General features: G+C 66.5%; 19 protein-coding genes and 1 pseudogene. 18 read left to right on the top strand and 2 right to left on the bottom strand.

All coding sequences use genetic code 11. The annotated features are described in order from the left end of the window. Nucleotide 1: 1 nt before the first annotated feature. The 9 genes from A3M1_RS0103175 (at nucleotide 2) to A3M1_RS0103205 (ending at nucleotide 9,564) form a co-directional block, all read left to right on the top strand. Nucleotides 2-1,309: a cytosine deaminase gene (locus tag A3M1_RS0103175; RefSeq protein WP_018387505.1), complete on the top strand. Its 1,308-nt coding sequence runs from the start codon at nucleotides 2-4 to the stop codon at nucleotides 1,307-1,309. After that, on the top strand, nucleotides 1,306-2,727 hold the full coding sequence (locus tag A3M1_RS0103180; RefSeq protein WP_018387506.1) for an FAD-binding oxidoreductase: 1,422 nt from the start codon (nucleotides 1,306-1,308) through the stop codon (nucleotides 2,725-2,727). Before A3M1_RS0103175 ends, A3M1_RS0103180 begins: the two co-directional genes overlap by 4 nt. Then, entirely contained in the window at nucleotides 2,727-3,314 is a 588-nt protein-coding gene (locus A3M1_RS0103185) for an NAD(P)H-dependent oxidoreductase (RefSeq protein ID WP_018387507.1), read from the top strand. Before A3M1_RS0103180 ends, A3M1_RS0103185 begins: the two co-directional genes overlap by 1 nt. 125 nt (nucleotides 3,315-3,439) lie before the next feature. Then, nucleotides 3,440-3,934 (top strand): MarR family winged helix-turn-helix transcriptional regulator, encoded by a 495-nt coding sequence (locus A3M1_RS0103190; protein ID WP_018387508.1) that lies wholly within the window; start codon nucleotides 3,440-3,442, stop codon nucleotides 3,932-3,934. Between the two features lie 88 nt (nucleotides 3,935-4,022). Then, nucleotides 4,023-5,006: a 2-hydroxyacid dehydrogenase gene (locus A3M1_RS0103195; RefSeq protein ID WP_018387509.1), complete on the top strand. Its 984-nt coding sequence runs from the start codon at nucleotides 4,023-4,025 to the stop codon at nucleotides 5,004-5,006. 12 nt (nucleotides 5,007-5,018) lie between these two features. After that, complete coding sequence (locus tag A3M1_RS0103200; protein WP_018387510.1) at nucleotides 5,019-5,765, top strand: AprI/Inh family metalloprotease inhibitor; 747 nt, start codon at nucleotides 5,019-5,021, stop codon at nucleotides 5,763-5,765. A 120-nt stretch (nucleotides 5,766-5,885) separates the two neighbouring features. Continuing rightward, a complete protein-coding gene (locus A3M1_RS26355; RefSeq protein WP_156029553.1) occupies nucleotides 5,886-6,740 on the top strand; it encodes a hypothetical protein in 855 nt (284 codons plus the stop codon). Between the two features lie 30 nt (nucleotides 6,741-6,770). Further along, entirely contained in the window at nucleotides 6,771-7,793 is a 1,023-nt protein-coding gene (locus tag A3M1_RS25625; protein WP_081620311.1) for a glycosyltransferase family 2 protein, read from the top strand. Between the two features lie 295 nt (nucleotides 7,794-8,088). Continuing rightward, nucleotides 8,089-9,564 (top strand): NAD(P)/FAD-dependent oxidoreductase, encoded by a 1,476-nt coding sequence (locus tag A3M1_RS0103205; RefSeq protein ID WP_018387511.1) that lies wholly within the window; start codon nucleotides 8,089-8,091, stop codon nucleotides 9,562-9,564. Nucleotides 9,565-9,566: 2 nt separating this feature from the next. Here the strand turns inward: A3M1_RS0103205 and A3M1_RS25630 are convergent. After that, a pseudogene (locus A3M1_RS25630) lies at nucleotides 9,567-9,731 on the bottom strand (JAB domain-containing protein); the annotation flags it as partial. Nucleotides 9,732-10,088: 357 nt separating this feature from the next. Here A3M1_RS25630 and A3M1_RS0103215 point away from each other — a divergent pair. From A3M1_RS0103215 to A3M1_RS0103255, 9 genes are all read left to right on the top strand, one after another. Beyond that, the gene (locus tag A3M1_RS0103215; RefSeq protein WP_018387513.1) at nucleotides 10,089-10,838 is read left to right on the top strand and encodes a GntR family transcriptional regulator; all 750 of its coding nucleotides are present in this window, start codon (nucleotides 10,089-10,091) and stop codon (nucleotides 10,836-10,838) included. A gap of 416 nt (nucleotides 10,839-11,254) precedes the next feature. Next, nucleotides 11,255-12,253: a substrate-binding domain-containing protein gene (locus A3M1_RS0103220; protein WP_245261553.1), complete on the top strand. Its 999-nt coding sequence runs from the start codon at nucleotides 11,255-11,257 to the stop codon at nucleotides 12,251-12,253. A gap of 128 nt (nucleotides 12,254-12,381) precedes the next feature. Then, on the top strand, nucleotides 12,382-13,869 hold the full coding sequence (locus A3M1_RS0103225; RefSeq protein WP_018387515.1) for a sugar ABC transporter ATP-binding protein: 1,488 nt from the start codon (nucleotides 12,382-12,384) through the stop codon (nucleotides 13,867-13,869). 114 nt (nucleotides 13,870-13,983) lie between these two features. After that, nucleotides 13,984-14,943, top strand: a complete 960-nt coding sequence (locus A3M1_RS0103230) for an ABC transporter permease (RefSeq protein ID WP_018387516.1) — start codon at nucleotides 13,984-13,986, stop codon at nucleotides 14,941-14,943. Between the two features lie 61 nt (nucleotides 14,944-15,004). Beyond that, nucleotides 15,005-16,036 (top strand): alcohol dehydrogenase catalytic domain-containing protein, encoded by a 1,032-nt coding sequence (locus A3M1_RS0103235; protein WP_018387517.1) that lies wholly within the window; start codon nucleotides 15,005-15,007, stop codon nucleotides 16,034-16,036. 20 nt (nucleotides 16,037-16,056) lie between these two features. Next, a complete protein-coding gene (locus tag A3M1_RS0103240) occupies nucleotides 16,057-16,851 on the top strand; it encodes a class I fructose-bisphosphate aldolase (protein WP_018963898.1) in 795 nt (264 codons plus the stop codon). Between the two features lie 37 nt (nucleotides 16,852-16,888). Beyond that, nucleotides 16,889-18,241, top strand: coding sequence for an L-fuculokinase (locus tag A3M1_RS0103245; protein ID WP_018387519.1), 1,353 nt, complete (start codon nucleotides 16,889-16,891; stop codon nucleotides 18,239-18,241). Then, nucleotides 18,238-19,932, top strand: coding sequence for a dihydroxyacetone kinase family protein (locus A3M1_RS0103250; protein ID WP_018387520.1), 1,695 nt, complete (start codon nucleotides 18,238-18,240; stop codon nucleotides 19,930-19,932). The genes A3M1_RS0103245 and A3M1_RS0103250 overlap by 4 nt, the downstream gene beginning before the upstream one ends. A 38-nt stretch (nucleotides 19,933-19,970) precedes the next feature. Beyond that, nucleotides 19,971-20,738, top strand: coding sequence for an SDR family oxidoreductase (locus A3M1_RS0103255; RefSeq protein ID WP_018387521.1), 768 nt, complete (start codon nucleotides 19,971-19,973; stop codon nucleotides 20,736-20,738). A gap of 97 nt (nucleotides 20,739-20,835) precedes the next feature. Here A3M1_RS0103255 and A3M1_RS0103260 read toward each other — a convergent pair whose 3' ends face one another. Next, nucleotides 20,836-21,741, bottom strand: coding sequence for an SMP-30/gluconolactonase/LRE family protein (locus A3M1_RS0103260; protein ID WP_018387522.1), 906 nt, complete (start codon nucleotides 21,739-21,741; stop codon nucleotides 20,836-20,838). Between the last annotated feature and the right edge of the window lie 2 nt (nucleotides 21,742-21,743).

Below are 21,743 nucleotides of genomic sequence, written 5' to 3' on the forward strand. Positions count from 1 at the left end.
GATGCTCGATCTCAAGGCTCCCCCCGCCGCCTTCGTGCTCGGCAATGCCCGGGTGCCCGCCTGCCTCGTCCCCGCCCTTGCCGTGCAGGCGGATGCGGAGGGGCTGGCGGCGCTCGACATCGCGCTGGAGGGCACGCGCATCGCCCGGATCGCGCCCGCCGGCACGCTGATGGACGCCGGACCCCGGCTCGACCGTCAAGGCGGTTTGGTGCTGCCCGGCCTGGTCGACATCCACACCCATCTCGACAAGGGCTTCATCTGGAAGCGGGCGCCGAACCCGGACGGCAGCTTCGAGGGCGCGCTGCGGGCGGTGAACGCCGACCGCACGGCGAACTGGAGCGAAGAGGACATAAGCCGGCGCTTCGATTTCGCGCTGCGCTGCGCCTATGCCCACGGCACGGTGGCGATCCGCACCCATCTCGATTCCGATGGCCCGCGCGCCGCCACCGCATGGAAGGTCTTTGCCCAGATGCGCGAGGCCTGGCGCGGGCGCATCGAGCTGCAGGGCGTGGGCCTGACCGCGATCGACAGCGTGCTCGATCCCGCCGCTTTCGCCGGCCTGATCGATCTCCTGCGCGCGCATGGCGGCCTGCTCGGCAGCTACACCTATGTCACCCCCAACCTCGAAGCCGGGCTCGCCCGGCTGTTCGACGCCACCGAGCGCTTCGGCCTCGGGCTCGATTTGCATGTCGACGAGCGCGATCGCGAGGGGCGCGGGCTCGACCTTCTGGCCCGCATGGCGCTGGAGCGCCGCTTCGAGGGGCCTATCCTCGCCGGCCATTGCTGCGCGCTGGCGGTGAAGGACACTGACGAGATCGACCGCACGCTCGACCGAGTGGCGCAGGCCGGCATCAGCGTCGTCTCGCTGCCCATGTGCAACCACTATCTTCAGGACCGGCAGGCGGGGCGCACCCCGCGCTGGCGCGGCGTCACCCTGCTCACCGAGATGAAGGCGCGCGGCATTCCCGTCATGGTCGCCAGCGACAATGCGCGCGACCCGTTCTTTGCCTATGGCGATCTCGACCTGGTGGAAGTCTACCGCGAGGCCACCCGCATCGCCCATCTCGACCATCCCCATGGCGACTGGCCGGCCAGCATCGCCCACACGCCGGCCACCCATATGGGCGTGGCGGCCGGCACGCTGGCCGAGGGCGCACGCGCCGACGTGTCGCTATTCCCGGCGCGCGGCCTCAATGAATGGCTGTCCCGCCCGGCAATGGACCGCATCGTGCTGCGCGGCGGGCGCGCCATCGACACCACGCCGCCCGACTATGCCGAGCTGGACGATCTGATGGAGCGCCCCGCGTGAGATATGACCTCGCCGCCCTCAAGGCCCGGCTGGAGGGCATCCGTCTTGAAGAAAACCCGGCCGTGCTCCGCCAGAAGAGCCGCGACTTCTACTGGTACTCGCCGACGCTGAAGCGCCAGCTCGACGCGGTGATCGGCGACATCCTGGCCGCGCCCGCCAGCGAGGAGGAGGTGCTGCGCATCCTCGCTGCCTGCTTCGAGCTCGGCATTCCCGTCACCCCGCGCGGAACGGGCACCGGCAATTATGGCCAGGCGATGCCCTTGGCCGGCGGGCTGGTGCTCGACCTCTCCCGCCTCGACAAGGTGCTCGATATCTCCACCGGCCGGGTGCGGGCGCAGGCGGGTGCCCTCCTCGCCGACATCGACGCCGCCTGTGCCCCCAGCGGCCAGGAACTGCGGCTTCACCCCTCCACCTACCGCACCGCCTCGATCGGCGGCTTCATCGCCGGCGGCTCCGGCGGGGTCGGCTCGATCAGCTGGGGCGGGCTGCGCGACCTCGGCAACATCCTCTCGCTGCGCATCGCCACGATGGAGGCGACGCCGCGTATCCTCGTCCTCTCAGGCGAGGAGGTGCAGAGGGTCGCCCACGCCTATGGCACCAACGGCATCATTCTCGACGTCGAAATGCCGCTCGCCCCCGCCTATGACTGGATCGAGGCGATTATCGGCTTCACCGATTTCGCCGAGGCCGCCGCTTATGCCCAGGCGCTGGGCGAGCAGGACGCCCTCCTCAAGAAGCTGGTCTCGGTCATCGCCGCGCCCATCCCTCAAACCAGCTTCCTGCGCCACCGCCCCTTTCTGCCGGATGGGATGCACGTCGTGCTGGTGATGCTGGCGCCGATGGGCCGCGCAGCGTTCGAGAGCTTCACCGCCCGCCGGGGCGGAGCGATGCTGTTCCGCTCCGACCTGCTCGCCGAAGCCGACAGGAAAGGCCTGCCCTTGCTCTATGAGCTTGCCTGGAACCACACCACGCTCCGGGCGCTGCGGGTCGATCCCGCCATCACCTATCTGCAGACGCTCTACCCCCATCCCGACCCGCTGGCGCGGGTGGCGCGCATCCATTCCCGTCTCGGCGAGGAACTGCCGGCGCATCTGGAGTTCGTCCGCTTCGACGGGCGGATCACCTGTTTCGGCCTGCCGCTGGTGCGCTACACCGGCGAGGAGCGGCTGGATGCCATCATTGCCCTGCACGAGGAAATGGGCATCCCGGTGTTCAACCCGCACCGCTACACGCTGGAGGAAGGCGGCATGAAACAGACCGACCCGGCGCAGCTTGCCTTCAAGCGCGAGGCTGACCCGAAAGGCCTGCTCAACCCCGGCAAGATGATCGCCTGGGAGAACCCCGCCTTCGACTTCGCCGCCGGCCGTACCTATCTCTTCCCTGGGCTGGAAAGCCGAAACACGGGAGAGGCCAGCTGATGCGCGCGCTTGTGGTTTATTGCCATCCGGTGGCCGAGAGCTTCACCGCCGGCGTGCGCGACGCCGTGATCCGCGGTTTGACGGCCGCCGGGCACGAGGTGGACCTCCTCGACCTCTACGCCGAGGGCTTCGCCCCGGTGATGGGGCGCGACGAGCGGCTCGCCTATCACGAGCCGGGAGCGAATGTGCTGCCCGTTGCCGGCTATCTCGAACGGGTGAACCAGGCCGAGGCGCTCGTCTTCGTCGCGCCCACCTGGTGGTACGGCCCGCCCGCCATGCTCAAGGGCTGGCTCGACCGCGTGCTGGTGCCGCACGAGACCTTCGGCATGCCCCAGCCCTATCGCCCGCTTGAACGCCGGCTCACCAATATTCGCCTCCTCGCCACCGTCACCTCGCTCGGCTCGCCCTGGTACTGGTGGCTGTGGATCGGCCAGCCGGGCCGGCGGATCCTGCTCGATGGCGTCGGCGGGATCGTGCATCCGCGGGCGAAAAAGCTGTGGCTTGCCTTGCACAGCATGGATTCCGTCAGCGCCGAGCGCCGCGCCGCCTTCCTCGCCAAGGTAGAAGCCCGCTTCGCGCGACTGTGACCGGCGGGGCGCGACAGGGGTCCTTTGACCTGACCGTGGGTTGGATCCGGTTTTGTGTCACGGCAATGCGTTATTTTCGCATTAGATAATGGTACCGTGGCGTGTTTTGGATCGCAGGAGCGCCCATGAAGGACGGCTTCGACAAGAAGATTGGCCAGAGGCTACATCATGTAGCGCGGCTCCAGCGCGCCCTGGCGGCGCGTCGTCTGCAGGACATCGGCCTGTTTCCCGGCCAGGAAACGGTGCTCAAGCTGCTGTGCGAGACCGACGGACGCACCATGACCGAGCTCGCCGCCGCGCTGAAGGTTCGCCCGCCCACCGCTTCCAAGACGGTGGGCCGGCTCTCCGCCCAGGGGTTGCTGGTCCGCCGCGCCTCGGAGGGCGATGCAAGGCTGGTGCGGGTCCACCTCACCGATGAAGGCCGTCACCGGGCCCAGGCGATCGACGCGATCTCGGATTCGATCGAGGACACGATGACCGCCGGCCTCGACGGCAAGGACCGCAAGCGGTTTCGCAAGATGCTGCGCAAGATCGACCGCAACCTCTCGACCCAGCTCGGCGCCGCCTCTCACGACGCCGACGAGGACGCCGAGGACGGGCTGGAGGAAGAGCCGGCCTGAAAACGGAAGGGCCCTTCGGCCGAATCGGGCTTGAAACCTGCCTGGCTTTGGTGAGGAATGTCGGCCCCTTCGTCCGCAGGAGTGCCTCATGTCCGGCCGCCCCGACCTTCTCCAAACCGGCCCGATGATGGGCATGATCGAGGCGCAGCTGAACGAGCACTTCACCGTTCACCGGCTCGACGCGCCGGACGCCGAGGCCATGCTGGCCGAGATCGGGCCGCGCATCCGCGCCGTCGCCACGGGCGTCGGCTCCACCGGCGGCGGTGCCCGCCGGGTTACGGACGCGCTGATGGCTCGCCTGCCGACTCTCGAAATCGTCGCCAATTTCGGCGTCGGCTATGATTCGGTGGATGCCGAGGCGGCCGGCCGGCGCGGCGTCGTCGTCACCAACACGCCCGGCGTGCTCGACGATGAGGTGGCCGACCTCACCCTCGGCCTGCTGCTGGCCACCATCCGCCAGATTCCCCAGGCCGAGCGGCATCTGCGCGAGGGGAAATGGCCCGCCGGCGGCTTCCCGCTGACCGCCACCCTGCGCGACCGCACGCTCGGCATTGTCGGCATGGGGCGCATCGGGCGCGCCATCGCCCGCCGGCTGGAAGGCTTCGGCCGGCCCATCGCCTATCACAGCCGCCGCCCGGTGGCGGATGTGCCCTACACCCATTATCCCGACCTGATCGCGCTGGCGAAGGATGTCGACGCGCTCATCGTCATAGTGCCCGGCGGGGCCGAGACCGAGCGCATGATCAATGCGCAGGTGCTGGCCGCGCTCGGGCCGAAGGGCGTGCTGATCAATGTCGCGCGCGGCTCGGTGGTGGACGAGCCGGCGCTGATCAAGGCGCTGGAGGACGGCACCATCGCCGCCGCCGGGCTCGATGTGTTCGCCAATGAACCGCAGGTGCCGGAGGCGCTGATCGGCATGAGCAACGTGGTGTTGCTGCCGCATGTCGCCTCCGCCACCCATGTCACCCGCGATGCCATGGGCCAGCTGGTAGTCGACAATCTCCGCGCCTGGGCCGCAGGCCGGCCGGTGCTGACGCCGGTGCCGGAAACGCCCGTAAACCGGGCAGGTTGAGGGAAGTCGCCGATGCGCGCGAGCCGGAGGCTTGATCGTGGCGCGTGGCGGCTCGGCTTTGCGCTCGCCATGAGCGCCCTCGGCGTGGTGCTTACGGACCGGGCGTCGGCGCAGGAGGACACGGCGCCCTCGGCCGGAGTGCTGGCGGCCGATTACCGGCTGACCAATGCCGATGGCGACCGCGTGTGCCTGATCGCGCTGTCCGACACGCCGCTCACCCGCGGCCGCGCCGCGCCGGAGCGCTTCTCGCTCGGCCTTGACCGCGCCGCCTGCGCCAGCGCGATCCTGTTCAGCGTCGACATCGCCTCCTGGGCCCCCGGCCCCGGCCACTCCATCCGCCTCTTTGGACCGGACGGAGCGCTGGTGGCCGAGTTCACCGAGGGGGTCGGTGGCACCTGGGAGGCGCTGCGCGAGGGCGATGGCGTCTATTTCCTGGTCAATCCCCGCCTCGCCGATCCCGGCCTGCACGCCGGCGATCTCGTCGGCGCCTGGGAAATCGCCGAGGTGGCGGGCACGCCGCTGTGCCGGCTTGAACTCACCGATATCGACGGCGGCGGCGGCACCTTCCGCGCCCGGCTCAAGGCCGGCTGCCCCGCCCGCCTTGTCGCGCTGGCCCCCGATCGCTGGCGCCTCGATAGCGGCAGCCTGGTGCTGCTCACCGCCCGTGGCGAGGGCGTGCGCTTCGCCGCGCAGGAGGATGGGGGCTGGGAGAAGGTACCGCCGGAAGAGGGAACGCCGCTTCTGCTCAGCCGGCCCTAGCGGGCCTCCTCGTCTCGGCGGCGGGGACACCGCAATATTATGTGCCGGCCGCTTAAATCATGATAACGACAACCTCGAATGTTATGAAAACCCCATTGCTGGCGCGAAAGATGCCTATCTATGAACATACATGTCGCTGTATTTTTGCATGTTGCGACGATTGGCCGATACAATGAGGTTATGAACGAGTCATTGAAATCGCTTTTTAGTTCAAAATTTGATAATTATATTAATCTCATCGAAATTAATGTCGTTGGGAGCGGACCCATAAATCTTGATTACATTGACAATAGAATTACTGTTTATAGACGTAGCGACAACATAAGAGATTTTGAAATTCCTACGGTGAATTCGATATGGAAATATAGCATAAATAACAGTGATGCAAAAATACTCTATCTAAACTGCCTAGGCGGACGATATGTCGGCGCTGGATATGAGACCAGGCGCACATGGCGACAGATGCTGTATCAGTATTACATCGAGGACATGCCAAGATGTCTTGCGCTCCTCACACGCCACGACGCCTGCGGCGTACTCTGGCATGAGAAGCCGTTGCCACATTTTGCCAGTAATAACTGGTGGGCCAATGCCAGCTATATCGCATCTCTGATAGATCCCGCCGCCTTTGCGGACCGCGTTGAAAAATCAAACCTCGATACGTTCGGTCCGAACTGGAAAGAATCCGCGCATAAGCGTCGGCACTCGGCTGAATTCTGGATCGGCTCCGGTGAGGACTTCAAGCCTGTTGGCCTGATGAAATTCCGATCCATTGTGCTTCCCAAGACATTTACGTCATCTTATCCCTGGTGGGAACTTCAGGGAATTGACTGGGGGTTGCGCGCCCGCATAGAGAGAAAGAGGAACGCGCCTTATGAGCGCCTGATCTCTTCGGCACAGAACGTCCGGGCGGCCGCTCGCTATCATATCAAGAAGGCCTATGATTGGCTGAGGGCGCCACTGATAAAATCATAAATTCAGATTTGAAACGAGGCTATATTCATTATGCCGATCATTTCAATATGTGTACCCACGTACAATCGTGCGAAACTCCTTTCTGAATTGCTGGACAGCATACTCGATCAAGAAAATGTCGATGACGTTGAAATTGTAATAAGCGACGACGCATCAACAGATGACACGATGTCTATTGCAGATTCTTACCTTTTTCGATTCAAGCACTATAAATTCATTGCCCAGCCTATAAATTTGGGAATGGATGGAAATTTTCTTGCTGTCGTCGCGGCGGCCACATCTCCTTATATTTGGCTAATGGGTGACGACGATCGCCTGGAGCCCGGGAGCATTCGTCGTCTACTGGATGCGATCGAGCTATGGCCTGACGCCGTGGGGTTCACGCTCGGCGTGATCGACTATGATGTCACCATGAGCACCGCTATCGGCCTTCGCGCAACTCCGACCACCCAATTGATGACGGGTTCGCGAGCTGTATTTTCATCGATAGCTGACTTGTTGGGTTTCATGTCCGCACTTGTTGTAAAGAGGGATCTTTGGATCCGTGAATTGAACGATCCAAAGATATCCTCTATCAATAATTACTATATTCAAGTCATCATACTCGGTCGTATCATCGGAGAAAATGGTCAGTGGGGCGTTATTCAGCCCCCCTGCGTTGGCTTCCGAGCAGGAAATGATCAGCTGCAGGCCCGCTATGGCTGGCTGGAGCGACTCAAGATCGATGCGAAAGCCTATGATCAAATAGCGCAAATTCTATTCGCAGATTCGCCCCAGACCCGAAACATCATGCGCCGACGTATTTTCGATACGCACATAATGGCGCGCATTATGAACGCCAAGACCACCGCCGAACCGACCGTCGGAATTATGCCGGCCGCTCTATTCCTCGCCCGGACATACGGGAAAATTCCTGCCTACTGGACTATTGCTCTTCCACTTCTTTTAACTCCCAATTTTCTGGTTCGATTTTTCCGCGGATTCTATAGGACTTACTTCAAATCATCCGGTAGAAATCGTGCTTCGCTGAATTTGGGAGCCCGCAGTCGTTAGAATTCTCTGGCCGCGTCCCGCGTGATCGATCTCAGAGCATTTTCGAGCGAAGTGGGTTCCGGTTCGCATGAAGAAAATGCGTAAGAGCAAGAACCTAGAGCACGCCGGTGAACCGGCTTTCACTCAACGTGCTCCAGGCCGGGGAGGCACCCGAACGCTGATGGCTCGATAGCGGCAGCCTGGCCCGGCTCACCGCCCGTGGCGCGGTCCCGCGTTTCGCCTCGCTCCAACTACCAGAGATTTTTCCGCGCACTCCTGCTAGGAGACCGCAACGCAAGGCGGAGCATGCAGGCTGATGTCGACCGATACTACCTCCCGCAGATTTTCCCGACGCACCCTGCTCGCTGGCACGGCGGCCAGCTTCGGAGCCCTGGCAGCCTCGCGGCTGGGCGCCCCGGCCCTGGCGCAGAGCCCGGCGGCGCGCAGCATCGAGGTCCTGGTCCTCGGCGCCGGCATGTCCGGCCTCACCGCCGCTGTCGCGCTGCAGCGCCGTGGACACAAGGTGACGGTGATCGAGCGGCAGGGGCGCATCGGCGGCCGGCTGCTTTCCCTGCCGCTGGGCGATGGCATGTTCACCGAGGCCGGCGGCGGCCATTTCCGCTCCAACATGCCTCTGGTGCTGGACTATATCCGCCATTTCAACCTGCCCTTGCTCAGCCTGAATGACGGGCTGCCGGTCTATATGGTCGACGGCAAGACGGTGAAGTCGGCCAATGTGTCGGATTGGCCGTGGGCGCTCTCGGCCGAGGAGCGCAACGTCACGGTAGCGGCGAACCTCAACCGCTATCTGTTCCGCGCCGGCCTCGACACCGAGACGGTGCTGCAGCCGGACTGGCCCAATACGGACCTGCTCGACCGGCTCGACGACATCACGCTGGAAGACCTGCTGCGCCCCGTCGGCGCCTCCCCGGATTTCCTGAAACTGCTCGCGGCGCATGGCGGCACCTTCACCCCCTTCGCGCAGACACTGAGCATCATCCCCGACCTCGCCTACCATTTCGGCGACCAGAACGTCTTCCGTATCCTGGGCGGCAACCAGCGCCTGCCCATGGCGATGGCGAACGCGCTCGGCCGCGGCAACATCGTGCTCGACGCTGAGGTGACGACCATCGACCAGAGCGGCGGGCGCGTTCGCGTCGGCACGAAGGACGGCAAGGAATTCACCGGCGATGCCATCGTCTCGACCATTCCCTTCAGCGTGATCGACGAGATCGAGGTCACGCCCGCCTGGTCGGCCGGCAAGGCGCGCATGTTCGCCGAGATGGAGTGGGACAAGACGGTCAAGGTGATCGTCAAGACCCGGGAGCCGACCTGGCTCGCCCAGAATGTGCGCGGCTGGCCGATGGCGGGCGGCGACCGCACATGGGAGCGCTTCATCGACATCACCGGCAACGAGCCGGGCGGCCATGGCAATGGGTTCTTCTATCTCAACGGGACGAACGCCGATTTGGTGCTTAACGCCCCACGCGACGGGCGGGCCCAGCGCGTGGTCGACGCCTTCCAGCAGGACCTGCCGGGGCTGCTCGGCGACGTGCTCAGCGTCAGCGATTTCGCCTGGAACGAACAGCCCTGGATTCGGGGCTCCTTCGGCTCCACCCCGATCGGCGGTGGCTGGATGGTGAAGGAATGGACCGCACCGGAAGGGCGCATCCATTTCGCCGGCGATTTCACCACGCTGAAGACCGGCTGGGTCGAGGGCGCGATCGAATCCGGCCTGCGCGCCGCCCGGCAGATCGACCCGGAAGCGAAGCCGCTGTCCGGCCCGCGCTGAAATCAGATCAGGCGCAGGCCGCGCAGGCTCGCGTGGCCGTCCTTGCCGACGATGATGTGGTCATGCACCTCGATGCCGAGCGGCTTGGCCACATCGATGATGGTCTTGGTCATCTGGATATCGGCATTCGAGGGGGTCGGGTCGCCGCTCGGGTGGTTGTGCATCATCTTACTGATACCTGTATCATATTGATATTTATCAGATTTATCGATAGATTTTCAAAGATGGGGCTGGGGTTGGGGATCTGCATCTTCGGAATCGCAATTCGAGGACGTGGCCGGGGACAAGGCGTCTCCCCTCCTTCGCCACCCGGCTCGGTTTAACCACTCGCGAGCCGACGCAGGATTGCCCCCACGCTCGAACCAGGTGGGCCAAAGTCCGGCACGATCGCCGGGCCGCTCACTCGCCGGCGGCGATCCGCTTGAGGGTTCCAAAACGAAAAGAGTCGACGCAAAATTCGTCTTGCCAATGTCGGCAAATACCCTATTGTACGTACAAGATGGACAACAAATCGCGTGGGCGTTATGCGCAGCATCGACCGCCAGTCACCGGAGCCCTACTATCTCCAGCTTGTACGGCTGGTTGAGGCGGACATCGACGCGGGCAAATACGCCGTGGGGGACCGTCTCCCGGCCGAAACGGAACTGTGCCGAAACTTCGATCTCGCCCGTTCGACGGTGCGTGAGACGCTGCGAAGCCTGCAGGAAAAGGGGCGTATCAAAATGGTGCCGCGCCGCGGTGCCTTCGTCGTTGATCCGCTGCAGACTGGCTGGTCATTGCAGGTTGCCGACGGCTTCTTTGAAGCTGAGGTCGACCACCATCGCCGCAATGTCGAAACGCAAGTGGTCAAGGCCGGCCTGTCGCCACTACCGGCGGCTGCGGCCGATGCACTCGATCTTCATGCCGGCGATCTGGGCTACCGGCTGCAGCGCCTGCGCTATCTCGACGGGCAGATCGCCCTGCTCTCGATCAATTATCTGGTGCCTGAGGTCGGGCCGATCCTGGACGGCAGCGACGTGCTGACCGGCAAGGCCTCGCTCAACCGCACCCTTCGTGAGGGTGGCTTCAGCGTGTTCGGCGCCCGCCGCAGTGTGGAGGCTCAGGTCGCCACGTCCGAGTTAGCCGGTTATCTTCAGGTCCCGATTGGTGCCCCGCTGCTTCTCGTGACCTCGGTGTCGTGGGGGCGCGATGAGAAGCCTTTCGACTACTACACATCCTGGGTGCGCAGCGACGTCGTCAAGGTAACGATCGAGGCGCGCGCCGCCAGCGAGTGACGCGCGAGCGCGCGCCAGAACCGCCGACGGGAATACCCGCGGCACGTCAGCAACAAATGGGAGAAACGCCAAGATGACGACGATCCGAGCCGCCTGACGGCCCGCCCCGCTCCCGACATGCCGGCCTGAGCCCTTAACCGTTGCGCACCCGGGTGCGGACCGGCGTGCCCATGTCTGCGAGTCGGCCAGCCCACGCCCCGCAAGCCCGCAAAGGCCGACCACGGCGCGTCTCGCGCCGCTGCCCCCGGCCGCCCGGCCTGTCACCGACATGACCGCCGCGCCCGTGCGCGGCGAAGGAAAGCGTGCGCCCGGCGCAGAGCCGGTCGACAGCACCGGAATCGCCCAAAGACGTTTCAAGCCAAGATGTTGGAACCGAGCGGGGGCCACAGAAGCCCGCGCCGTCAAAGGAGGACGCCATGAAGGAGCCGTTTATGAAGCCCCGTAACCCTATGATCCGCAAGGCGCTGGCCGTCGCCGCGCTGGCCGCGGCACTCACCCCCGCGCTGATGCCGGCACCCGCAGCGGCGGCCGGCTTCGACCAGGCTGCTCTGATCAAGCCCGTGACCAAGGCCAATCTCATCTTCATCCCGAAGGTGGTGCATCCCTGGTACGACGTCGTCGAGCAGGGCGTGAAGTTCGCCATCGCCGAGTACAAGAAGGAAGGCATCGAGGTCACCTACACCTGGGATGCCCCGCCCACCGCCGACATCGACCAGCAGAACCGCCGCATCGAGACCGATATCGGCCGTAATCCCGACGGACTCGCCGTTTCCTGCCTCGATCCGGCGACCAACACCCAGCTTCTCAAGGAAGCGCTGAAGAACAAGGTGAACCTCATCACCTTCGACACCTTCTGCGACGCGGCCTTTCCCTTCGTCGGCCACCGCAAGGACGAGGAAGACGGTCGCACCGCCGCGAACTATCTCGGCGCGAAGCTTGGCGGCAAGGGCAGCGTCGGCCTTCTGGTCGGCAGCCTCACCGCGCCGAACCACGTCGCCCGCGTGAAGGGCTTCAAGGACGAGCTGGCCAAGAAGTACCCCGGCATCAAGATCGCCTTCGAGCAGCCCGACAATGACAATCTGGAACAGGCGGTGTCGATGGCCGAGAGCGGCCTGCAGGCGACGCCGGACCTCGGCGGCATCTACGGCGCCAATGCCTCAGCGCCGATCGGCGCCGCCCGGGCGGTGATCGCCGCCAAGCGCGTCGGCAAGACGCTGGTGGTGGGCGCCGGCGACATTCCGGAAACCTATCAGCTGATCGAGGATGGCGTGATCTCGGCCATCACCGCGCAGCGCCAGTGGGAAATCGGCTACTGGGCCGTGCGCTATCTTGTCTCCGCCAAGCAGAACCACACCATCCCGATGGATCACGCCACTGGCGGCTTCCTGATGACCAAGGAAACGCTCGCCAAGTAGGCCTTTCTCCCCGAGGCACCTTTCCCGGCGGGCGGGTCCTGCCGGGACTTCCTGGCGCCTCTCCTTCCGCGGATGCGTGCACGGGTGCGCCGCGACGCCTCATCCCGCTCGACCTGCGAGACCCTCCCATGCGCAGCGCTTTTGAAGTCCGCGACCTGTCGAAGAGCTTCGGCCATGTCCATGCCGTGCGTGGCGTGTCGCTGCGCGTCGAGGCCGGCGAAGTGGTCGCGGTGATCGGCGAGAACGGCGCCGGCAAGTCGTCGTTGATGTCGGTGATCTGCGGCCGGCTGACGCCCACATCGGGCGAGATCCGCATCGACGGCGCTCCCGTGCACTTCGCCTCGCCCAGCGACGCCCAGTGCGCCGGCATCGCCATCGCGCCGCAGGAAATCAACCTCGCCGCCGAGCTCACCGTGCTGGAGAATGTCATGCTCGGCCGGCAGGTGGCCCGGCGCGGCGTCATCGACTGGCGCGCCACCGAGGCGGAGGCTCGTCGCCATATCGCGGCGCTCGACCCGACGATCGACCCGAAGGCGCGTGCCGGCGCCATCACCGTCGCCCAGCAGCAGCTGGTGCAGATCGCCCGCGCCACCGCCACCGGCGCCCGGCTGCTGATCTTCGACGAACCCACCGCCGCGCTGACCGAGCGCGAGACCGAGCGGCTGTTCGCCTTCATCCGCCGCTTCCGCCAGGAGGGCGGGCTGGTGCTCTATATCTCGCACCGGCTCGACGAGATCCTCGCGCTGGCGGACCGCATCACGGTGCTGCGCGACGGCCGCCATGTCGGCGATCTCGACCCGCGCACCACGAACAAGGACGCGATGATCCGCGCCATGGCGGGCCGCGATGTGGAAGAGCTGAACCTGCGTGCCGTCATTCCTTCCGCCGCCACCGACGAGGTGGTGCTGGAAGTGCGCGGCCTCTCCCGTTCCGCCGAATTCGCTGATGTGAGCTTCGACCTCCACCGGGGAGAAATCCTCGGCATTGGCGGGTTGATCGGCGCCGGGCGGACCGAGACGGTGCGCTGCCTGTTCGGCGATACCTCGCGCCAGGCCGGCACGGTGAAGCTGTTCGGCCGCGAGGTTGCCTTTGCCGGCCCGGCCGACGCCATCGCCGCCGGCTTGGTCTACCTGCCGGAGGAGCGCCGGCGCGACGGGCTTTTCCCCGATCTGTCGGTGGCCGAGAACATCGTGCTGCCCAGCCTCGCCAAATTCACGAGCCGGTTCGGCATTCGCTGGCTCGACGCCTTCGGCGCCGCCGAGCGCTATGTGAACTCGATCCCGGTGAAGGTGCATTCCAGCCACCAGCTCATTTCCGAGCTGAGCGGTGGCAACCAGCAGAAGTGCATTCTCGCCCGCTGGATGATGAGCAAATGCCGCATCCTGATGCTGGACGAGCCGACACGCGGCATCGACGTCAACGCGAAGTGGGAAATCCAGAAGCTGCTGCGCCAGCTCGCCCGCGACGGCATTTCGGTCATCTACATCTCCTCGGAACTGCATGAGATCATCGATGTCTGCGACCGGGTGATGCTCATGCATGAGGGGCGCGTGCGCGCCATCGTTCCCACCGAAGGGGCCACTCAGGAAAGCCTGCTGGGTCTTGCCATGAACTAGAGCGCACCGACCCGGCATCGCCGGCAGTCGCTCCGGATCCTTGCCCGGCCTCGCGCCCCGGCCGCCCTCTCCCCCGCCATCGCTCTGACCTCCCGACAAGGATTCCTTGCCGCCATGTCCGAAACCAAGGTTCAGAAATTCAGAAGCCGCATCGGCCGCTTCGAAGCCATCGGCATCATCGCCGCCCTGGCCGTCATGTGCACGGTGCTGGCGCTGGCCAGCGAGAACTTCGCCTCCAGTTACAATCTGGCGGTGGTGCTGCGGCAGGCTTCCTTCGTGGGCATCATCGCGCTCGGCCAGACCCTGGTGCTGCTGATCGGGGGCATCGACCTCTCGGTTGGGGCGGCGGCGGGCCTGTCGGCAATTATTGGCGGCATGCTGCTGGTGCATCTGGGCGTCGATCCCTGGCTGGTGATCCCGCTCACCTGCCTGTTCGGCTTCGCTCTCGGCACCATTAACGGGGTACTGGTGGCCTATGCGCGGCTGAACCCGTTCATCGTGACGCTAGCGGCATGGGAGATGTTCGCCGGCACCACGCTGGTCATAACAGGCGGTTCGCCGATCCGCCCGCTGGGGACGGAATTCCAGCAGTTCGGCCTCGGCACGCCCTTCGGCATTCCGGTGCCGGTGCTCGTTTTCGCGGTCATCGCCCTCGTCCTCGCCTTCGTGCTGAACCGCACCACCTTCGGGCGCAACATCTACGCCATCGGCGGCAACCGGCAGGCGGCGGTGCTGGTGGGCATTCCGGTCAAGCGGGTGGAAATGCTGGTCTTCGGCCTGTCGGGCAGCCTCGCGGCGCTGGCCGGCATCCTCTATGCGAGCCGGATGGACTCGGCACAGCCCTCTGTGGGCGAAGGCTGGCTGATGCCATCGATCACGGCCGCGATCATTGGCGGCGTCTCGCTGCGCGGCGGACAGGGCACGGTCACCGGCACCGTTACCGGGGCGCTGCTGATGGCGGTGCTCGCCAACGGCATCGTGCTGCTCGACATCTCCAGCTACTGGCAGCGCGTCATTGTCGGCGCCGTGGTGCTGCTGGCCATTCTCATCGATCTCATCCGCCGCCGCCGCTGACACAGGCTTCCGCCCCTGCGGCTGTCCCGCACACCCCCGCCCTACAACCCATGAGAGAGTCATGAGTCTCAATGCGCTATTCGATGGTGCCGCCAAGGGGCACATGAACGCGGTGTGCATCACACAGGACCACCGCGTCTTCGTCGCCGAGGTGCCGGTGCCGGTGCCGGTGGAGGACGAGGTGCTGATACGCCCCGCCATCTGCGGCCTGTGCGGCACCGATCTGCACATTCTCCACCACGGCTTTCCCGGCTCGGTCTACCCGGTGACGCCCTGCCACGAGTTTTCCGGCCATGTCGTCGCTGTCGGCGGCGCGGTGCGCGGTTTACGCGAAGGCGATTTCGTCGCCGTCGATCCCAATGTCACCTGCGGCACCTGCCGCTGGTGCCGGGCCGGCCGCCCCAATCTGTGCCCGCATCTCGCGCCGATCGGCGTCGCCCGGCCGGGCGCGGCGGCGGAATTCGTCACCGCCCCGGCGCGCAACACGTTCAAGGTGCGCGAGAGCCTCGGCGCTGATCTTGCGGCGATGATCGAGCCGCTGGCCTGCGTGCTGCACGCGGTCGAATCCTCGCAGGGTGTCAAGGACCGCGACGTGCTGGTGATCGGCGGCGGCACGATGGGCCTGCTGATCGGCATTGTCTGCGAGAGTTTCGGCGCCGCGCGCGTCACCATTGCCGACCCTTCCCCGATCAAGCGGGAGATTGCCGGGCGCGCCGGCATCGCCCGCGCGGTCGATCCCGCCGATCTCGGCGAGGCGTATTTCGACGTGGTGTTCGAGGCGGCCGGCGTGCGCCGCGCGCTCGAACACGCCCTGAAGCGGGTGGAGAAGACCGGCGTGCTGGTGCAGGTCGGCGTCCACGATGCCGAGGCGGTGGTCGGCATCAACCCCTTCCAGGTCTATGAGCGCGAGATCCGCCTCATTGGCTCCAACTCGCTCGCCGACAAGTTCCCTGCTGCCGTGGACGTGATGAGCGACATCAGCGCCCGCGCCGCCGTGATGATCGGCGAGACCTTCCCCGTCTGGCAGTTCGCGCAAGCCGCCGAGGCGATGGCCGCCGGGCGCGGCATCAAGACTCAGCTCAATTTCCTCTGATCTTTAAACAGGAGACGACCGTGGCTAACCGCTATTCAACCAGCTACCGGATGAACCGCATCTTCCGCGAGGACCGCGCCGCTTTGGTGGTGCCGATCGACCATGGCCTGGTCTGGGGCCGGGTGCCGGCACTGGAAGCGCCGGTGGAGGTGATGCGTCGCTTCCTCCCGGAGGACATCACCGGCTTCATGGTCAGCACCGGCATCGTCAAGGCCAGCGAGGTCGATCTCGCCCGCGCGCCCGCCCTGTCGCGGATCCTTGCCATCGACGCCTTCTGGCCGACCTCGGCGCCGGAAACCGGCACGGGCTGCCTCGTCGCCAGCGTCGAGGACGCGGTGCGTATGGGCGTCGACTGCGTGAAGCTACTTCTGCCGTGGAATGTCGTCGACGAGGAGAAGGTCCGCTACTGCCAGCGCATTGGTACCGTGGTCTCCGAGGCCGCCAAATGGCACATGCCGGTCATGGTGGAACCGGTGTTCCTCAACACGCCGCGCTCGCCCGAAATCATCGAGAAGGAGCTGGAAGTGGCGCGCGTCGGCTATGATCTGGGCGCCGACATCATCAAGATCACCTTCCCCGGCCCGGACGCCACCGCGAAGCTGTGCGCCGAGCTGGACATTCCCGTGGTTGTGGCCGGTGGCCCGCTTTCCGGCGACAGTGCCTCGACGCTGCGCGACGTGAAGGACGCCATCGAGGCCGGCGCGCAGGGCGTGGTGGTCGGCCGCAAGGTGTGGCAGCGTCCCCCCGAAGAGGCCGCGCAGGTGATCGCCGAGATGGCGCGCATCACCCGCACCAGCTTCTCCCGGCGCTGGTGAACCAGGCGATGCCGGCCGCCGGTCGAGGAGACCCGCCATGACGGGACATGTGTGCGGCATCGATATCGGCACCACCAATCTCAAGGTGGTGCTGATGGACCAGAACGGCGCCTGCCTGTGGAGCCGTGCGATCCCGACGCCGCGCCTCGATTTTCGCGGCGGGCCCGCCACCGATGCCGAGCTTCTGCTCGACGCGGTGGAGGCGCTGGTTATCGAGGGCTGGCGGGCCGCGGGCGGCGGGCAGGCGCTGCGCGCCCTCGCCGCCACCGGCATTGGCGAGGACGGCATCGGGCTGGACGCGCATCTGCGCCCCACCGGCCCGGCGCTGCCCTGGTTCGACGCCCGGGCCAGCCGGGAGGCTGCGGAACTGGCGCGCCATCCCGCCGCCGATGGCCGGATCGGTCTTGCCATCGGCCCGGACCGGACACTGGCGAAATGGCTCTGGCTGCGCCGGAACGCACCGGAAATGCTGAGCCGGGCCACAAGCTGGGCGGCCCTGACCGACTATCCCGCCATAAGCTGGTGCGGGGTGCCGTTCATGAGCAGCACGCTGGCGGCGCGCACTGCCGCCTATGACGTGTTTGCCCGCGCATGGATCGAGGAGTTGCTGGCGGCAGCCGGCGCCCCGCCGCTGCCGCCGCTGCGCGACGCTGGCACCGTCATCGGCACCGTGACGGGCGGCGCTCTGCGCAGCAGTGGCGCGGCCAATGCACAAACGCTGGTCGTGGCGGGCGGCCACGATCACCCGGTGGCCGCCGCTGCCATTCGGCGCGGTGTTCCCAGCGCCCGGATCGACTCACTGGGCACGGCCAATGTGGTCTATGGCGAGACGGAACGGATGCCGGCACCGGGGCTGCATCCGCCTCTCGCCCTCTCCGTACCCGTGGCGGCGGGGGCCGGCCTCGCCTGCCTGGGCGTGTTCGAGCTGGCCGCCCATCTGGCGCCAGACGCGCTTTCGCGTGCCGCGCTGACATCCGCCCTCGCGGCGGCCCGCCTGCCGGGGCCGCCACGGACCGGCGACCGGGTGCGCCACCGGCTGGAGGAGGCGAGCCTTGCCGCGCGGCAGATGTTCCGTGCGATGGAGGCACTCGGCGTCCCGGCTGGGCCGATCTACGCCACGGGCGGCTGGTCGCGCTCCCGGGCGTTCATGGAACTGCGGGCCAGCGTGCTCGGCTGCCGTCTTCACGTGGTCGATGAGCCTGAACTGACCGCCATCGGTGCCGCGCTGCTGGCCGCCGACGGCGCCGGGCTGCCGGTCGATTTCGACGCGCGCACCCGCCTCACCACCGTCGATCCGCTTCCCGATTGGGCCGATGCCTATGAGGCCTGGTCGCAGGCCATGCCGACCCGTGCCCCCGCCTTTTCACGCCAAGTGACGATACCTTCATGAAAAAGCTGATCAACGATTCCCGCACCGTCGTTCCCGAAATGCTGAGGGGCGCGGTTGCCCTGTCCCCCAACCAGGCGCTGCTCGCCACGGAGAACGTGGTGGTTCGCCATCCGCTGCCGGCGCCGCCCGCCCGCCCAGTGGCCGTGCTGTCGGGAGGCGGCAGTGGACACGAGCCCGCCCATGCCGGCTATGTCGGTGATGGCATGCTCACCGCCGCCGTGGCCGGGGATGTCTTCACGTCCCCCAGCACGGACGCCGTGCTGGCCGCGATCGAGGCGGTCGTCGGCCCCGCCGGCGCCCTGCTCATCGTAAAGAACTATACGGGCGATCGGCTGAATTTCGGCCTCGCGGCCGAGATGGCGCGTAGCGCGGGCACGCCTATGGAGGTCGTGGTGGTGGCGGACGACGTCGCGCTGCGCGACACCGTTGCCAAGGCCCGCCGGCGTGGCATTGCCGGCACCGTGCTGGTTCACAAGATTGCCGGCGCGGCCGCGCAGCGCGGACTGCCGCTGGCGGCCGTCGCCAGCCTTGCCCGCGCCGCGTCGGATGAACTCGGCTCCATGGGCATTGCCCTCGAACCCTGCATCGTGCCGGCAGCCGGCAAGGCGGGCTTCGCGCTGGGCGCCGACGAGATCGAGCTGGGGCTCGGCATTCATGGGGAGGCCGGGGTGCGTCGCGGCCCGATGCAGCCGGTGGACGCTTTGGTGAGCACCATGCTCTCCGCCATTATCGACGATCTCGGCCTTGCCGGCGGGGAGCGCTGCGTGCTGCTGGTCAATGGCCTCGGCGGGACCCCACCGATGGAGCTGGACATCGTGGCCGGCGCCGCGCTGGCACAGCTTCGCGCGCGCGGGCTGGAGGTCGAGCGAGCCTGGCGGGGCACGCTCCTCTCCGCGCTCGACATGCGCGGCTGCTCGCTCTCGCTGATGAAGGTGGACGATGCGCGGCTGGCCCTGCTCGACGCCCCGACCGCCGCTCCCGCCTGGCCGGGCTGCGGCCTGCTCAACTCTCTCCCGGCGGTGCCGGCCGCCCCGGCGCCCCGGATGGAAATGCCCGGCGGGCCGTTGACGGGGCAAATGCGCGCATTCCGCTCGGCGGTGCTCGCTGCGGCTGCCGCGCTGGAGGCGGCCGAACAACAGTTGACCGAGCTCGACGCCCGCGCGGGTGATGGCGATCTCGGTGCCAGCCTTGCCCGTGGTGCCGCCGCCGTTCGTGCATTGCCCGATGCCGCCTGGCATGGCCCGGCGGAGGCACTCGCCGCCATCGGCAATGCCTTCCGCAAGGCGATCGGGGGCAGTTCCGGCCCATTCTACGCAACCGGGCTGCTGCGTGCCGCCCGTCGGCTGGGCGCCGGCACGGCCGGCCCGATCGACGCGGCGGAAGCCTTTGCCGCCGGCGTGGCGGCGGTCGCCGAGCTTGGTGGCGGCAGCGAAGGCGACCGCACCATGCTCGACGCGTTGTTTCCCGCCGCCCGTGCTCTCACGGATGGCGCTGCGGCGGGGGGCTCCTTCGCCGAGGCTCTCGCCGCCGCCGCCCGTGCCGCCGAGCAGGGAGCCGCCGCCACAGCGCAGATGACGCCGAAGCTCGGACGGGCCAGCTATCTCGGACAGCGGGCCCTCGGCATTGAGGATGGCGGCGCGGTCGCGGTCGCGCTCTGGCTGCGCGCCCTGGCAGACGTCACCGCTGAATAGGACCGCTCGCGCGGCAGAGCATCGACAGGAGAAATCTCATGACCCTTTTCGACCTTACCGGGCAGATTGCCTTTGTCACCGGCGCGGGCAGCGGCATTGGCCGCTCGATTGCCATTGGCCTTGCCGAGGCGGGGGCGGATGTCGCCTGCTTTGGCCGCCGGCACAAGCGGGCGGCCCTGGAGGAGACGGCCCATGCCATCGTGGCGAAGGGGCGGCGGGCCCTGGTGACGGAAGGCGACGTGACCGGCAAGGCCGAGCTGGACGCCGCCATCGCCCGGGTGGAGCGCGAGCTCGGCCCGCTCGACATTGCCGTCAACAATGCCGGCGTCGCCAATGCCGAACCGGCCGAGACGCTGTCGCTGGACCAATGGAATGCGCTTTACGCGGTCAACGCCACAGGCGTCTTCCTGTCCTGCCAGGCGGAGGGGGCGGTGATGCTGCCACGGCGGCGCGGCACGATCATCAACATCGCGTCGATTTCCGGCACCATCGTCAATCGCGGCATCACCCAGGTGCACTATAATTCGTCAAAAGCCGCGGTGATCCAGCTGTCCAAGAGCCTCGCCATGGAGTGGTCGGACAGGGGGATCCGGGTCAACGTCATCAGTCCTGGCTACACCTTCACACCCATGAACGACCGCAGCGAGGTTGCCGACCATCTGGAAGTCTTCCGCCGCGACACGCCGATGCAGCGCATCGCCAGTTCGGACGAGATGATCGGGCCGGCCGTGTTCCTCGCGTCGAAGGCGTCGTCCTTCGTCACCGGGATTGATCTCATCGTCGATGGCGGCTTCGTCTGCTGGTAGTGTCTGGCCAGTGGCACCGGTTGGTCACCCGACCCCGTGCGACATCCCGGGGCTGTTTTTGTCGTCGGTGAGGATCACCGGCAGCAAGGCTGGACTTTCAGCTGACCCTGAATGTGCTCTCGGCGATCCCTACGAAACCCGTTTGCACGGCGAAGAGCGAGCCGGAAAGCGATGCTGCGTCCAATTGGGGGCCTGTAAGATCCAGCCGCGCGCTGGTCGCGAAGAGAACGGCCAGATCTTGCCCGCCAAAGGCCACGCTGGTGACACGCGGCACCGGCAACGGCATCACGAGCACCCGTTCACCCTCCGACGAAAAGCGGGTCACTCGCCAACCATCCCAGTGCGCGACCCAGACTCCTCCGTCGGCGTCGACAGTCAGGCCGTCGGGATATCCCTCGTCGATCGCCATCTCCGCGAAAACGCGACGGTTGCAGACAGCCATGACATCGGGAGCCAGGTCATAGGCGAGGATCCGCCGTCCAAGACTGTCGCTGAGATAGAGCACCTTTCCGTCCGGCGAGAAGGCCGGTCCATTCACCACCGTGAAGCCGGTATCCGCCAGCACGGGAGGCGATCCCGGCGCCCAACACCACAGCGCCCCTCTCGGATCGCGCTCGGCGAGATCGCTCGTGCCGATCCACAGGCGTCCCCACCGGTCGACCTTGGCATCGTTGTAGCCGATGCCGCCGCGACGCGCTTCGGGATGGCAGAGCGGTTCCATCCTGTCGCCCTCCCAGTCGTACAGCCACAGGCCGTCCGACGCGCTGAGGACGAGGCGGCCGGAACCTTGCCCGGCAATGATGGCGCCCAGCGGCGGCGGACGATCGAGCCGACGGGTGTCGACCCTGCCCTCGCCGTCCATGCGGTGCAGGCCGGCGGCGGCCAGGTCGAGCCAGTAGAGGTGGCCATCCACGGGATGCCAGAGCGGAGATTCGCCCAGCATGTCCCCGGTTTGAGCGGCGACGCGAAAGGTCGGGCGCGATGAGATCGATCCGCTGGTCATCG

Origin of the sequence: Ancylobacter sp. FA202, from assembly GCF_000380205.1 — a bacterium.
Classification (GTDB): domain Bacteria; phylum Pseudomonadota; class Alphaproteobacteria; order Rhizobiales; family Xanthobacteraceae; genus Ancylobacter.